This is a genomic window from Nonomuraea sp. NPDC050733, assembly GCF_040654215.1.
In the GTDB taxonomy this organism is placed as follows: domain Bacteria; phylum Actinomycetota; class Actinomycetes; order Streptosporangiales; family Streptosporangiaceae; genus Nonomuraea.
This window is the reverse complement of sequence record NZ_JBFAHO010000002.1, coordinates 16,841-31,385: the sequence shown is the minus strand read 5'-3', so window position 1 is coordinate 31,385 and position 14,545 is coordinate 16,841. Positions and strand designations below refer to the sequence as shown.

Here is a 14,545-nt window from a genome sequence, read left to right as displayed (position 1 = left end):
CCTGGCGGCCGTGGAGAAGGCGCTGGCGGGCCGCGAGGAGGAGCGGGCGGTCGTGGTCACGGACGCGCTGTTCTCCGTCGAGGGAGACCTGGCGCCCGTCGCCGAGCTGTCGGAGGTGGCGGCGCGGCACGGGGCGCTGCTGGTCGTGGACGAGGCCCATTCGCTCGGCGTCGTCGGCGAACATGGCCGCGGAGTGGTGCACTCAACCGGCCTTTTCCGGGAATCTCACATTGTGAGAACCGTCACACTGTCGAAGGCGCTCGGGTCCCAGGGCGGAGCGGTGCTGGGAGAGCCGGAGGTGATCGAGACGTTGGTCGACACGGGCAGGTCGTTCATCTTCGACACCGGCCTCGCACCGGCCTCGGTTGCGGCCGCCTCCGCCGCCGTGGATATCCTTCTCCATCAGCCCGAGCTGCCTCGACGCGCGCGTCTCAGGGCAGGCGAGCTGGCCCGTGCGGTCCGTGAGCTCGGCCTGGAGACGAGCGAGCCGGCGGGCGCGGTCGTGCCCGTGGTCCTCGGAGCGCCGGGAACCGCCGTGCTGGCCGCCGCCGCCTGTGCGGAGCTGGGGGTGCGCGTGGGATGTCTCCGCCCGCCCTCGGTGCCGGACGGGCGGTCTTGCCTGCGGTTGACCGCTCGGGCCAATCTGAGTTCCGATGATCTAGCGGTGATCCGACACGCCCTCACCGCCGTGGCAGAAGTGAAGGTGAGAGCGTGACGGACGACGGCCCTCGCGTACCGAAGTACTACGACGTGAAGCGGAGCCTGCTCGAGCTCACCAAGAGCCTCCCGGCCGGCACGGCGCTGCCTCCGGAGCGGACGCTGGCCGTACGGTTCGAGACGTCGCGCACGACCGTGCGGCAGGCGCTGACCGAGCTGGTGGTCGAGGGACGGCTGCTGCGCATCCAGGGCAAGGGCACGTTCGTCGCCCAGCCCAAGGTGGCCCAGGTGCTCCAGCTCACGTCGTACATCGGCGACCTGCGCACCGCCGGGCTGGAGCCGGACACGAAGATACTGGAGATCGGCTACATCACCGCGGACGAGGCGCTGGCCCGCCGCCTGGCGATCAACCCGGGCGGACGGGTGCTGCGCATCCACCGGCTGCGCCTGGCCAACGGCGAGCCGGTGTCGATCGACACGACCCACCTGTCGGCCCGCCGCTTCCCGCGGCTGCGACGGGAGCTGGAGGTCCACTCGTCGCTGTACGAGACGCTGCACAACGCCTACAACGTGCGGCTCACGGACGCCGAGGAGATCATCGAGACGGTCCTGGCGACCCCGTACGACGCCAAGGCGCTCGGCGTGGACGTGGGCCTGCCGATGCTCCTCCTGACCCGCCACGCCTTCGACGCCGACGGCAACCCGGTGGAGTGGGCGCAGTCCCTCTATCGCGGCGACCGGTACAAGTTCGTCACCCGGCTGCGTCGTCCCTGACCGTTTCCCGGATCTGTCACGGCACAGCCAGGCCGGGCCCAGTCGCCGCACAGGGCTGAGGGCCTCCAGGGAGACGGCCTCTGACCCGCACCGGGCCGGGCGCCGTCACGGCGTCCTCCGGGCCGTCGCCGGGGTCCCTGCCTGACCGTGCGACGGCCTCTAGGCTTGGGCCGTGAGTGTGCTCATCGTCAGCGGGACCGACACCGGGGTCGGCAAGACCGTCGTGACCGCGGCCGTGGCCGCCCTGGCCCGGTTGCGGGGTTCCAGTGTGGCCGTGGTGAAGCCGGCCCAGACCGGCGTGGCTCCTGATGAGCCCGGTGACCTGGACGAGGTCATCCGGTTGTCCGGGGTGACGACGACGTTCGAGCTGGCCCGCTACCCGGCCGCCCTGTCGCCCGCCGCGGCCGCGCGGGCCGCCGGCGCGGCGCCCGTGTCGCTGGCGGGCGCGGCCGAGCGGATCGGCGAGCTGGCCGAGACCCACCGGCTCGTGCTGGTCGAGGGGGCCGGCGGGCTGCTGGTGCGCTTCGACGAGGACGGCGGCACGATCGCCGACCTGGCGCGGATGCTCGGCGCGCAGGTGCTGGTCGTGACCCGGGCGGGGCTGGGCACGCTCAACCACACGGCGCTCACGCTGGAGGCGCTGGCCCATCGCGGGCTGGGCCTGGCGGGCGTGGTGGTCGGGTCCTGGCCGGAGGAGCCGGGCGTGGCCGAGCTGAGCAACGTGGCGGACCTGGAGATGCTGGCCGCCCGGCCGCTGGCGGGGGTGCTGCGGGCGGGGCTGGGGGCGCTCGGTCCGGAGGAGTTCGCGGAGGAGGCGCGCAGCGGGCTGGCCATGACGCTCGGCGGCGGCTTCGACCCGGCGGCGTTCAAGCGGAGGCTTGGGCTGCTCCCGTGACCGACATTCTCACGATCGCCCGCGCGCAGGTGCTGGACGAAGGCGTAGGTCTGGACCGGGAGCAGGCGCTGGAGTGCCTGCGCCTCCCGGGCGAGCGGCTGGGCGAGCTGCTCGCGCCGGCCCACGAGGTGCGCATGAAGTGGTGCGGGCCGGAGGTCGAGGTGGAGGGCATCGTCTCGGTCAAGACCGGCGGCTGCCCCGAGGACTGCCACTTCTGCTCGCAGCCCGGCCAGTTCTCCTCGCCGGTGCGCGCGGTCTGGCTTCGCCAATTGCGCGAACCGCTGGACATCGTGTGGTCGCGGCCCCTGCCCGAGGGCGCGGAGCCGTCCACGGTGACTGTCTGCAAAGACGCTTCTGGGCGCTGGTTCGTGTCCATCCTGGTCGAGGAGACGATCCGCCCGCTTGGCCCGGCCGAGAAGAGGGTCGGCGTTGACGCCGGGATCACCGCGCTGGCCACCCTCTCCACCGGCGAGACGATCGCCAACCCGAAGCACGAACGGGCCGACCGTCGCAAGCTCGCCCGGGCCCAGCGGGATCTCGCCCGCAAGGCGAAAGGCTCGGCCAACCGACAGAAGGCCAGACTCAAGCTCGCCCGCATTCACGCCCGGATCACCGACCGGCGGCGGGACTTCCTGCACAAGCTCACCACTCGGCTCGTCCGCGAGAACCAAACGGTCGTGATCGAGGACCTCACCGTCCGCAACATGGTGAAGAACCACAGCCTGGCCCGCGCCGTCTGCGACGCCTCCTGGCGCCAGATGCGGGCCATGCTGGAGTACAAGACCGTCTGGTACGGACGGGAACTGGTCGTGATCGACCGATGGTTCCCCTCCTCGAAGATGTGCTCGACCTGCGGCACCCTCCAAGAGAAGATGCCGCTGGCTGTCCGGGCGTGGCATTGCGCTTGCGGAGCACTCCACGACCGTGACGTCAACGCCGCGATCAACATCCTCGCCGCCGGGCTGGCGGAGAGGTGAAACGCCTGTGGAGCCGGTGTAAGACCCCAAGGGCGTAAGCCCGGCGGGCAACCGGCGGCGAAGCAGGAAACCCGACCCGTGAGGGCTGGAATCCCACGGCTTCAGCTGTGGGGCGGAAGTCAACTGGCCCGACGTCGACTCGGTGCCGCCCCTGTGACAGCACGGTGAGAGCCGCCGGGGGGTGGGGCCAGCCCCACCATCGGAGCGCACACCAGGCCCCTGTCCCCCGGGCCGCCGGGGTCAATACCGTGGGGGCATGACAGTCCCCCGGCCGTGGTCGGCGCGGGCCTGGCTCGACACGGCCCACGTGATGGTCGGTCTGCCGGTCTCCGCGGTCCTCGCCCTGCTCACGCTCGTGCTGGCCGCCGTGCCGTCCGGGCTGCGCCGCGGCCTGCCGGCGTTCACCCGGGTGCAGCGCTCCAGGTTCGCGGCGTTCCAGGGCGCGCACATCCCGCCCACCGACGCGCCGGTCCGCTGGCGCAGCCGCGCGACGTGGCGGCAGCTCGGCTACCACCTGCTCTCCCCCGTGGTCAGCGGCGCCGGGGCCGTGCTCGTCGGGTTGGGGTGGGGCGGGGCCGTGGTGGGGCTGACGGCGTACGCGCAGCCGCGGTTGCAGCCGCCCCCGCAGGTGTTCAGGATCGACCTGCGCGACCCGGTCGTCGCCGGGGCCTACACGGCCGCGGGCGTGCTGCTCCTGCTGGCGGCGCCGATGCTGGCGCGCGGCATGGCGGCGCTGGACCTGGCCGTGGCCCGCATGCTGCTCGGCCCCAGCCGCTCGGAGCTCGACCGGCGCATCGAGACGCTCACCGAGACCCGGGCCGGGGTGATCGACGCCGCCGACGCCGAGCGGCGCCGCATCGAGCGGGACCTGCACGACGGCGCCCAGCAGCGGCTCGTGTCCCTCGCCATGAACCTCGGCCTGGCCCGCGCCACCCTCACCGACCTGCCCGAGCCGGCCCGCGAGGCCATCGCGCAGGCGCACGAGGAGGCCAAGCAGGCGCTCAAGGAGTTGCGCGACTTCGTCCGCGGCCTGCACCCGGCCGTGCTCAACGACCAGGGCCTCGACGCGGCCCTGTCCGGCGTGGCCGCCCGCGCCCCCTTCCCCGTACGACTGCGCGTCCGCATCGACCGGCGCCCGTCGCCGACGATCGAGGCCGTGGCGTTCTTCGTGGTGTCCGAGGCACTGACGAACATCGCCAAGCACGCCGCCGCGGCGCGGGCGGAGATCACCGTGGCATGCGACGGCGAGGACCTGCGCGTACGCGTCCACGACGACGGGCCGGGCGGCGCCTCCCTGGACGGCGGCAGCGGCCTGCGCGGCCTCGCGCAGCGCGTGGGAGCGGTGGACGGCGTGTTCAGGCTGACCAGCCCGCCCGGCGGGCCGACGACGATCGAGGTGGAGCTGCCGTGCGAGTAGTGCTCGCGGAGGACTCGGTGCTGCTGCGCGAGGGGCTGGTCCGGCTGCTCGACGCGGCCGGCATGCGGGTGGTGGCCGCGGTCGCCGAGGCGGAGGCGCTGCTGCGCGCCGCCGAGGAGCACCGGCCGGACCTGGTGGTCACCGACGTGCGGATGCCGCCCACGCACACCGACGAGGGCCTGCGGGCCGCTCTGGTGCTGCGCCGCCAGCGGCCGGACCTGGCCGTGCTGGTGCTGTCGCAGTACGTCGAGGAGCGCTACGCGGCCCAGCTCCTCGGGTCCGCGACCGGCGGCGTCGGCTACCTGCTCAAGGACCGGGTGGCGGACGTGGCCGAGTTCATCGACGCGCTGCGCCGGGTCGCGGCGGGCGGCACCGCGCTCGACCCCGAGGTGGTCTCCCAGCTCCTGCTGCGCGGCCACAGCGACCCCCTGGACCGGCTCACCCCCCGCGAGCGGGAGGTGCTCAAGCTGATGGCGGAGGGCCGCTCCAACGCCGGCATCGGCCAGGAGCTGGTCCTCAGCGAGGGGGCCGTGGGCAAGCACATCGGCAACATCTTCACCAAGCTCGACCTGCCCCTCGCCGAGGGTGACCACCGGCGCGTGCTGGCGGTCCTGCGCTTCCTCAACGTCAGGAGCCTGCCGTGAGAGCCCTCTGGCTGACCGCCGGCACGGTCATCACCGTCGCCGCCGTGTTCGTCGCCACGGCGCTGCTCTGGGACGGGTTCGCGAACGCCGAGCCGCCCAGCGAGCTGTCGCGCGGCTCCTACCCCTTCCGGGGCTCCCAGGTGCGGCTGTTCGTCGGGGAGGGCGTCTCCACCGTGCTCGTCCAGAGCGGGGAGGCCGGAGCGGTCGTCGTGGAGCGGCTGGTGCGCTGGACGCTGGAGAAGCCCGAGGTGACCGAGGAGTGGGGCGCCGGCACCCTACGGCTCGGCACGGACTGCCCCATGACCGACCGGCTCCGGAGGACGTCCTGCTCGGTGAACTACATCATCCAGGTGCCGCCCGAGGCGTCCCTGGAGGCCGACACGGCGAGCGCGGCCCTGGAGCTGGCGCGCATCCACGGCGGTGTCCGGGTGAGGTCCGTCTCCGGCGACGTGAGGGTGAACGGCACGCCCGGCGACCTGTACGTCAGGAGCGGCTCGGGCGACGTCGACGCCATGGCGATCGGCGGAGAGCGCGCCGATGTGGAGATCGGCACCGGCCGCGTCCGCCTGGTGTTCCAGAAATCGCCGGCCGACGTGCGGGCGGTCGTGCGGACGACCGGATCGGTGTCGGTCGAGGTGCCGCGAGAGGTCGCCTACAACGTGAGCGCCGAAGCGCCGCAGGTGGACCTGGACGTCCGCCGCGACAGTGCGGCGGCGCGCCGGATCACCGCCTCGGTGGCCGACGGCCTGGTCGACATCTGCTGCGATTGACCACCGACGTCGTTGCTTCCTGTTTACTCGTGTGACTGGTTGGTAAGTTCCCGGCATGGAGTCTGCGAAGCACGCCGGTGACGCCGCCGTCGCCGTGTCCAAGGCCTATGGCGTCGAGACCATGTTCACCCTGTCCGGAGGGCACGTCTTCCCGTTGTACGACGGGGCCGTCCACGAGGGCATGCGCATCCTCGACGTGCGCCACGAGCAGAGCGCGGTGTTCGCCGCCGAGGCCACGGCCCGCCTGACCCGCAAACCCGGCCTGGCCGTGCTCACCGCGGGCCCCGGCATCACCAACGGCGTCAGCGGCGTGGCCACGGCCCACTTCAACGGCTCCCCCGTGGTCGTCCTGGGGGGCAGGGCGCCGCGCTCCCGCTGGGGCAGCGGCGCCCTGCAGGAGATGGACCACCCGCCGCTGCTCGCCCCGATCACCAAGCTGGCCTTCACCGCGAGCGACGCCGAGTCCCTCGGCCAGGACGTCGAGGTGGCCTTCCGCACCGCCGTCGCCCCGCACCGCGGCCCGGTCTTCCTCGACATCTACATGGACGACCTGTTCTCCCCCTCGACCGTCCACGAGACCGAGACGCAGACCCCGTCGCCGCTGGAGCCCGACCCCGACTCCCTGGCCGCCATCGCCCGGCTGATCGCCGAGGCCGAGCGCCCCGTCCTGGTATACGGCTCGGACGTGTGGATGGAGCGCGCCGAGGAGGCCGCCCGCGACTTCGCAGAGACCTGGCGGCTGCCGGTCATCCCCAACGGGCAGGGCCGCGGCGTCCTGCCCGCCGGGCACGAGCTGCTCGCCACCCGCGCCCGCGGTCTCGCCTTCGGCCAGGCCGACCTCGTCGTGGTCGTCGGCACGCCGCTCGACTTCCGCCTGGGCTACGGCTGGTTCGGCGGCAAGGAGGACGCCCCGCTGGCCAAGGTCGTCCACATCGCCGACGCGCCGTCGCAGCTCGCCACCCACATGCAGCCGGCCGCCTCGGCCGCCGGAGACCTGTCCGTGGTCTTCTGGGGCCTCACGGCCGCCTGCGGCGAGGCCGGGGTCAAGCCCGACCGCCACGCCGCCTGGGTGTCCCGTCTCGCCGAGGCGTCGGCCGCGGCCGTCGCCGGCGACGCCGACCTGCTCGCGGCCGACTCCGACCCCATCCACCCGATGCGGATCTACGGCGAGCTGAACAAGGTGCTGGCCGACGACGCCGTGGTCATCGGCGACGGCGGCGACTTCGTCTCCTACGCCGGCAAGTACGTCGAGCCGCGCCGCCCCGGCAACTGGCTCGACCCCGGCCCCTACGGGTGCCTCGGCACCGGCCTCGGCTACGCCATCGCGGCCCGCCTGGCCCGGCCCTCCTCCCAGGTGGTGCTGCTGCTGGGCGACGGCGCGGCCGGCTTCTCGCTCATGGACGTCGACACGCTCGTGCGCCACCGCCTGCCCGTCGTCATGATCTGCGGCAACAACGGCATCTGGGGCCTGGAGAAGCACCCCATGCAGATGCTGTACGGCTACGACGTGGCGGCCGAGCTCCAGCCGAACTGCCGCTACGACCAGGTGGTCACGGCGCTCGGCGGCGGCGGCGAGCTGGTCACCAGGCCCTCGGAGATCGGGCCCGCGCTGCGCCGCGCGTTCGACTCCGGCGTGCCGTACATGGTGAACATCGCCACCGACCCGCAGATCGCCTACCCGCGCAGCACGACCGGGGTGTGAGGCCCGCTACTGCTTCAACGGCGCCCCGGTGGCGGTTGGCGTGGCGCTGCCGGTGGGGCAGGTGCCGCCCTCGATGAGGACCAGCGTGACGGCCTTCTTCGCGGGAAGCGTCGTGCCGGCCTCCGGGATCGACTCGCCGACCCTGAGGCACGCCAGCGGCACCGCGCCCCGGGTCTGGTCGTCGTATTTGACGACCAACCCGGCGTTCTGGATGGCCGTCCTCGCCTGGAGATAGGGCATCTCCACCACGGCCGGCACCCGCACCTTGGGCACCGTCGGGGTGGGCGTGGCCGAGGGCGACTTCGTGACCGACGGCGTGGGCGACGGCGACTTGCTGGGCTCCCGGGTGGGCTTCTCGGTCGCGGGCTCCTCCTCGGTCTCGGTGGGCCTCGCGACGGGCTGCTCGGTCGTGTGCGTGGGCTTGGGGCTCCTGGACTTGGTCTTGGGCGGCTTGGGCGTCTCGGAGGTGTCGGAGCCGGCGTCGGTCGTGGTGACCGTGGGGACCGGGGGGTCCTCGGTTTCGATCCCCGTCAGGGCGACCGCGCCGGCGCCCACGCCGAGCACCACCGCGGCCGCTATGCCCGCGATCAGGCCGCCCCTGCGCGGACCCTTGCCGCCGCGCCTGCCTCCCTGCCTCGGTCCGGCCATGGTCGTGGCGTCCTCGGAGGCCGGGAAGGCGCCCGTCCGCTGACCGTCGCCCGGCCGGCCGCCGGCCGCCTGGTGTGAGCCCGTCTGCGGGTATCCCTCGGCCTGGTGCGCGCCCGTCTGGTAGCCGGCCTGCGGGCCCGTCTGATGGCCTGTCTGGTGAGCCCCGGTCTGGTAGCCGCTCTGCTGGTGGGCTCCGGTCTGGTAGCCCCCCTGCTGCGCCGTCTGGTGGCCGCCCTGGTGGGCGCCCGTCTGGTACGCGTCATGGGGGTGGGCCCCGGTGAGGTGACCGCCGTTCGCGGGCGCGCCCGGCTGGCCCGGCGCGGCCATCGTGGCCCCGGTGGCGTGCGGCATCGGGGCGGACAGGGGCGTCTGCCCGGCCGCGATCTGGCGGGCCGTCTCGCTCATGGCCTTGGCCGACGGGAAACGCCGGGCCGGGTCCTTGGACAGGGCACGTTCCACCAGCGCCCGTACCGCCGGCGGGATGTCGGCGGGCAGCTGGGGCGGCGCCTCGCGGATGTGCTTGAGCGCGATGGTGACCGCGCTGTCACCGTCGAACGGGCGCTGCCCGGCCAGGCACTCGTAGGCGACCACGCCGAGCGCGTAGATGTCGACGGCCGGTGTCACAGGGGCGCCCTCGGCCTGCTCAGGAGCGCAGTAGGCGGCGGTGCCGAGCACCATGCCCGCGTCGGTGAGGCGGTTGGCGAGGTCGGAGCGGGCGATGCCGAAGTCGGTGAGCACCAGCGTGCCGTCGCGCTGCACGAGCAGGTTGCCGGGCTTGACGTCGCGGTGCACGATGCCCTGCTCGTGCACGGCCTGCAGGGCGGCCGCGGCCTGCGCGATGAGCTCCATCGCGGCCTGGGGCGGTATCCGGCCCAGCCGGGCCAGCAGCCGGTCGAGGGGCTCGCCGTCCACGAACTTCATCACGAGGTAGACGGTGTCGCCACTGACGCCGTAGTCGTAGACGTCGACCACGCCCGAGTGGTTGATCGTGGCCATCGCCCGCGCCTCCCCCTGGAAGCGGGCGACGAAGCCTGGATCGTCCATGCGGCCGGGGAGCAGCACCTTGACGGCGACGGTGCGGGCCAGCACGACGTCCTCGCCCCGCCACACCTCGCCCATGCCGCCGGCGCCGATGCGGGTATCCAGGCGATACCGCCCCGCCAGCGTCGTCCCTTGGGCCACCATGACTTCCCCCGTACCCCTCTGTCTCTGCGACCTCTCCCACCCCGGGGCTCTCCAACAAAGCGGACTTGTGTCGCGGTGAGATAACACAGAGGTCACGGAATTCCGAGAGTGTACGACTCAGAAATCCCACACGCCACTTAAATGACACAAGCCGTACAAACCCTATCCTGCGGCCTGGCGGCCGTACTTGTCCGGGGATTCATGAGATCAGCATGCCGTGTTCGGAGCACCGGGCCGTCCATCCGGTCGGCCTCACCTGCACCACCAGCCGGCGGCGGCAGGTTCCGCAGTAACGCGGGGGCTCCAGCTCGCGCGCGGCGGCGCATCGCGCGTGATCACCCTCGCGCGCGGGCCCGCCACAGTGATCACAGTACGCTGACGTCATGACGCTCGCTCCCGGTCTCCGCTCCCAGCTGCTCATCATGGTCGAGCGTGAGGATACGGCGCAGAAGGTCGGCAGCGGCGACGTCCCGGTGCTCGCCACGCCCCGGCTGCTCGCCTTCGCCGAGATGGCCACCGTCCAGGCCGTGCGTCCCCACCTGGAGCCCGGCCAGACCACGGTCGGCACCCGGGTCGAGCTGGAGCACCTGGCGGCGAGCCCGCGGGGCACCCACGTCCAGTTCACCGCCGAGCTCACCGAGGTCGACGGCAAGCGGCTGGTCTTCGCCTTCGAGGCGCACGACAGGACCACGGTGGTCGGCCGCGGCACGATCGAGCGCGTGGTGGTGGACCGGGCCCGGTTCGTCGAGCGCGCGACTACTCGATGACGGCGATCAGGTCGCCCTCCTGGATCACGTCGCCCTCGTTCACCTTGAGCTGCGTCACCACGCCGTCGTCCTCGCTGATGACCGGGATCTCCATCTTCATCGACTCGAGGATGACCAGGGTGTCGCCGTCGGACACCGTGTCGCCCTCGCTGACGACGACCTGCCACACGTTCGCCACCATCTCGGCGCGTACCTCAGCCACCGGGACTCCCCTCTTCCAAACGGAATCCAAGGATGGCATGCGCGCCCGCCCCTCGACGGTGAAGCCGGCGATCGACCGCCTCCCGGGGCGGCTGGAACGTCTCAGAGGCGGTGGACGGCGGCCAGGCGGTCGATGACGCGCGACAGCGCCTCGATGGCGGCCGGGTCGTAGGCCGAGCCGGCCGCCAGGCGGATGCGTTCGAGCGCCGCCCCCGCCCGGTCACGGTCGGTGGAGCCGCCCACCAGGTCGTCGTAGGCGTTGGCCACCTTGATGATGCGGCTGGACAGCGGCGGGTCGTCGCCGATGGAGTCGCACTGGCGGCGCACCACGTCGGCCACCCGGTCCAGCACGCCCGTCTGCTTGATGACCTCGGCGCCCAGCTCCGCGATGCGGCGCGCCTGCTCAGGGTCGGCGAGCACGGTCGCACCGCCCGGGATGGGGTCGCGCAGCGAGAGCTGGCCGATGTCGTGCATGAGCGCGGCGTACTCCAGCTCCAGCAGCTCCGGCTCGGCCATCCCCAGCTCCCGGCCGATGGCCACGGCCAGGCGGCTCACCCGGCGCGAGTGGCCCGGCTCGACGTACCCGCCGACCTCGGTGACGCGCGACAGCGCCCGTACGGTCTGCAGGTAGGTGGCGCGGATGCCCGCGTACTTGCGGAAGGCCACCTGCGTGACCAGCAGCGGCGCGGCGAACACCAGCAGGGCGACGAGGTCCATGCTGTGCGTGGCCAGGGCGAGCAGCACGCCGGAGGCGGCCACGGCGGCGCCCAGCGGGAACGCCATGTTCAGCTCGTCGCGCACCGCCACGCGGAAGGCGGTGCGCACCTGCTCGGCCCGCAGCAGCGCGGCGATCAGCACGTCCACGAGCAGGGTGACGGCGATGAGCACGACCATCACGGCCAGCGCCGGCCACCACGTCGGGGCGGGCCCCTGGGTGAGCTTGAACAGCGGGTCGGCCAGCGGCCGGAACGCGAAGGCGAGCAGCGCGCCGGTGAGCAGCCGCCGGGCCATCGCGTCGAGCCGCGGCGGGCGGCCGACCGCGAGGTGCGGCAGCGCGCCGGCGATCATCCCGACGGCGATCACCGCCACGACCTGGAGCGCCGAGTGGCGGAGCTGGTCCTGGCTCAGGTCGAGCAGCAGCGTGTAGCCCAGGGCGGCGGCGGCCCCGATCGGCGCGACCTCCCTGTTGCCCGGCATCGTGAGCCGGGCCAGCTCCCCCACCGCGATGAGCGCGCCGAAACCGACCGCGATCTCGGGATGGTCGAGCCCGGTCGCGGCCGTGTGCGCGACCCCGGCGACGGCGACCAGCCCGGCCGCGCAGATCAGCAGGAGCTGACCGGAGTCCAGGCCCTGGAAGGCCCGGCTCAAGGCCCGCTCACCACTTCGATGGGCATCGTGGGGTCGTCGTGGTCCTTGACCGGCGCCTCGTCGGCCTCGGGGGGCGGCGGCTCGACCCGGCGGGGCGGCTCCCACGGCCGGTCCTCGAGCGCCTTGACGAAGGCGGTGACCATGACGGGGTCGAACTGGGTGCCGGAGTTCTTGCGCAGCTCCTGCACGGCCACCTCGACCGGCCGCGCGCCCCGGTAGGAGCGGTCGGAGGTCATCGAGTCGAACGCGTCGGCCACCGCGATGATCCGGGCGAACTCCGGGATCTCGTCGCCGGCCAGCCCCATCGGGTAGCCCCTGCCGTCATGGCGCTCGTGATGGTGCATGATCCCGGCGTACGCCTCGTCGAGGAAGTCGATGCCGCGCACGATCTCCAGCCCGCGCATCGGGTGGAGCTGGATCGCGGCGAACTCCTCCTCGGTCAGCGGCCCCTCCTTCTGCAGCACCTTGGTGGGCACGCCCAGCTTGCCCACGTCGTGCAGCATGCCCGCGTAGCGGATGGCCCGCAGCCGCTCCTGCCCCATGCCGATCTCCTGGGCGATCATGCTGGACGCGGCCGACACGCGGGTGCAGTGTCCCCGGGTGTAGTAGTCCTTGGTCTCCACGGCCTGGCACAGGGCCGCGATGGTGGCGTCGTACGAGCGCTGCTGCGCGTGGTACTGGCCGAACGCCCAGCGCGCGACGAACAGCGGCAGCAGCACCAGCACCGCCGAGATCGACTGCACGGTGGCCCACAGCCCCGCCACGAGCAGTCCGAACGTGGCGTAGCCGAGGTACGACAGCAGGAACTGGGCCAGGCCCCGCATCGGGACCTCCATGGCCCGCACTCCGGTCGCCAGGCGGATCATCGTGAGCGTGAGCACGATGTTCAGCGGCACGAAGACGGCCGTGGCCGCCATGTAGGGGCCGATCAGGTCGTCGAAGGCGTGCACCTCCGGCACCCCGATCCGGCCCCCCAGCCGCTCGTACACCCAGCCGGCCGCGTGACCGCAGATGGCGAACTGCGCGCCGTTGAAGAGCCGCTTGACCAGCGGCAGCCCGGGGCGCACGCTGAACACCGCGGTGAACCCCACGAGCGCCGTGCCGTCGGGCCCGATCAGCACCACGGCCGCCAGCGCCGCCGAGAAGCTGACCGACACCGCGAACTGCTCCACGTTGAGCAGCGTCGGCATCGACTCGCACACGAGGAACAGCAGCGCGAGCACGAGCAGCGTGCCCAGCCCCTCGGCTCCCAGGTGCCCGGGGGTCATCGACTGCCCGATGACGGTCAGGCTGTGGGCGATGACCCCTGCCGCGACGGCGATGACGGCGACGAGGTAGACCCTCGCAGGCCACGACAGATCACGCATAGCGGCCCCTCACGGCCGGATCAGGTCCACGAGACCCCGGGCGGGAAAAGGCCCCCGCCCGCGATCAGCAGCGCCACCGGTGCGATCAACGAGATGCCCGTGATCAGGCGGGCAATCCATGGCTTCGACATCCGCGTCCTCCCCCTTGAGGTCCTGGGGCTCACGGTACAGAAGACGGGGTCACCGCACCCGCCGAGTCACGAATCGCAAGCAAAGCGTAATCAACCGGCTACCCCCGGCGACTCCTGGCCCACTCGACCGTGTTCTTCAGCCCGGTGGCGAGGTCGGTGCGCGGCTCCCAGCCGAGGCCGTCGTAGGCGGGCACGGGATCGACCGCCATGGCGGGCAGGTCGCCCTGGCGGGGCGGCGCGAACCCCGGCTTGTCGGGGCGGCCCGCGGCGTCGGCGATCAGGGCGTGGAGCCTGCGGTCGGTCGTCTGGATGCCGGTGCCGAGGTTGAACCGGCGGCCGTCGCCGGCCTGGCCGCACGCCCGGACGAACCCGTCGACCACGTCGTCGACGTACACGTAGTCGCGGGTCTGCGTGCCGTCGCCGTAGACGACCGTGGGGACGCCGCTGAGCAGGCCGTCGGTGAAGATGGCGACCACCCCGGCCTCGCCCTCGGGCGACTGGCGCGGGCCGTACACGTTGGACAGCACGAGGGTCGTGTACTCGATGCCGTGCAGGGCGCGGAAGGTGGCGAGGTAGGTCTCGCCGCTGAGCTTGGAGGCCGCGTACGGCGAGCGCGGGTCGGCCGGCGCGTCGCCGGGCACCGGGATCGTGCCGGGACGGCCGTAGACGGCGACGGAGGAGGCGAAGACCACCTTGCGCGCGCCGCCCGCGTGGGCGGCGGCGAGCACCGACGCGGTGCCGACGACGTTGACCATGGCGTCGTGGACGGGGTCGGCCACGCTGCGGCGCACACTGATCTGCGCGGCCAGGTGGCAGACCACCTCGGGCCTGGCCTCGGCGGTCAGCTCGGCCAGCGCGGGATCGCGCACGTCGAGAACGTGGAGCCGGAACCGGTCACCGCCCAGGGCGCCCGCGAGGTTGTCGCGGTCACCGGACGACAGGTCGTCCACGGCGACGACCTCGTGGCCGTCGGCCAGCAACCGGTCGACGAGGTTGGATCCGATGAAGCCGGCACCCCCGGTGACGAGCACGCGCATGGGGG

The 14,545-nt window shown here is 72.8% G+C and carries 14 protein-coding genes; 9 read left to right on the top strand and 5 right to left on the bottom strand.

The genetic code is table 11. From position 1 onward, the window contains the following. Positions 1–10: 10 nt before the first annotated feature. From AB0H64_RS03810 to AB0H64_RS03775, 8 genes are all read left to right on the top strand, one after another. Positions 11–715, top strand: a complete 705-nt coding sequence (locus AB0H64_RS03810; RefSeq protein WP_357619780.1) for an aminotransferase class I/II-fold pyridoxal phosphate-dependent enzyme — start codon at positions 11–13, stop codon at positions 713–715. Beyond that, positions 712–1,431 (top strand): GntR family transcriptional regulator, encoded by a 720-nt coding sequence (locus AB0H64_RS03805; RefSeq protein ID WP_175604581.1) that lies wholly within the window; start codon positions 712–714, stop codon positions 1,429–1,431. The genes AB0H64_RS03810 and AB0H64_RS03805 overlap by 4 nt, the downstream gene beginning before the upstream one ends. A 172-nt stretch (positions 1,432–1,603) precedes the next feature. Next, positions 1,604–2,326, top strand: coding sequence for a dethiobiotin synthase (gene bioD, locus AB0H64_RS03800; RefSeq protein WP_357619776.1), 723 nt, complete (start codon positions 1,604–1,606; stop codon positions 2,324–2,326). Then, entirely contained in the window at positions 2,323–3,303 is a 981-nt protein-coding gene (locus tag AB0H64_RS03795) for an RNA-guided endonuclease TnpB family protein (protein ID WP_357619774.1), read from the top strand. The genes bioD and AB0H64_RS03795 overlap by 4 nt, the downstream gene beginning before the upstream one ends. A 256-nt stretch (positions 3,304–3,559) precedes the next feature. Next, positions 3,560–4,720, top strand: a complete 1,161-nt coding sequence (locus AB0H64_RS03790) for a histidine kinase (protein WP_357619772.1) — start codon at positions 3,560–3,562, stop codon at positions 4,718–4,720. Beyond that, positions 4,711–5,364, top strand: coding sequence for a response regulator transcription factor (locus AB0H64_RS03785; RefSeq protein ID WP_357619770.1), 654 nt, complete (start codon positions 4,711–4,713; stop codon positions 5,362–5,364). The genes AB0H64_RS03790 and AB0H64_RS03785 overlap by 10 nt, the downstream gene beginning before the upstream one ends. Next, entirely contained in the window at positions 5,361–6,134 is a 774-nt protein-coding gene (locus tag AB0H64_RS03780) for a hypothetical protein (protein ID WP_357619768.1), read from the top strand. Before AB0H64_RS03785 ends, AB0H64_RS03780 begins: the two co-directional genes overlap by 4 nt. Before the next feature lie 55 nt (positions 6,135–6,189). Beyond that, complete coding sequence (locus AB0H64_RS03775; RefSeq protein ID WP_357619766.1) at positions 6,190–7,836, top strand: acetolactate synthase; 1,647 nt, start codon at positions 6,190–6,192, stop codon at positions 7,834–7,836. A 6-nt stretch (positions 7,837–7,842) separates the two neighbouring features. On the opposite strand, the gene AB0H64_RS03770 is transcribed toward AB0H64_RS03775, so the two are convergent. After that, a complete protein-coding gene (locus AB0H64_RS03770) occupies positions 7,843–9,669 on the bottom strand; it encodes a serine/threonine-protein kinase (protein ID WP_357619764.1) in 1,827 nt (608 codons plus the stop codon). A 383-nt stretch (positions 9,670–10,052) separates the two neighbouring features. Between AB0H64_RS03770 and AB0H64_RS03765 the strand changes: the two genes are divergently transcribed. Further along, a complete protein-coding gene (locus AB0H64_RS03765) occupies positions 10,053–10,436 on the top strand; it encodes a thioesterase family protein (RefSeq protein WP_357619762.1) in 384 nt (127 codons plus the stop codon). Here the strand turns inward: AB0H64_RS03765 and AB0H64_RS03760 are convergent. The 4 genes from AB0H64_RS03760 to AB0H64_RS03745 all read right to left on the bottom strand — a co-directional run bounded on the left by AB0H64_RS03760 (position 10,426) and on the right by AB0H64_RS03745 (position 14,540). Then, positions 10,426–10,638 carry a biotin/lipoyl-binding carrier protein gene (locus AB0H64_RS03760; protein ID WP_357619760.1) on the bottom strand — a complete coding sequence of 71 codons (213 nt, stop codon included), beginning with the start codon at positions 10,636–10,638 and terminating at the stop codon, positions 10,426–10,428. The genes AB0H64_RS03765 and AB0H64_RS03760 overlap by 11 nt on opposite strands. Before the next feature lie 101 nt (positions 10,639–10,739). Then, a complete protein-coding gene (locus AB0H64_RS03755) occupies positions 10,740–12,005 on the bottom strand; it encodes an HD domain-containing phosphohydrolase (protein WP_357619758.1) in 1,266 nt (421 codons plus the stop codon). Continuing rightward, positions 12,002–13,372 (bottom strand): HD-GYP domain-containing protein, encoded by a 1,371-nt coding sequence (locus tag AB0H64_RS03750; RefSeq protein WP_357619756.1) that lies wholly within the window; start codon positions 13,370–13,372, stop codon positions 12,002–12,004. Before AB0H64_RS03750 ends, AB0H64_RS03755 begins: the two co-directional genes overlap by 4 nt. Positions 13,373–13,601: 229 nt before the next feature. After that, complete coding sequence (locus AB0H64_RS03745) at positions 13,602–14,540, bottom strand: NAD-dependent epimerase/dehydratase family protein (protein WP_357619754.1); 939 nt, start codon at positions 14,538–14,540, stop codon at positions 13,602–13,604. Between the last annotated feature and the right edge of the window lie 5 nt (positions 14,541–14,545).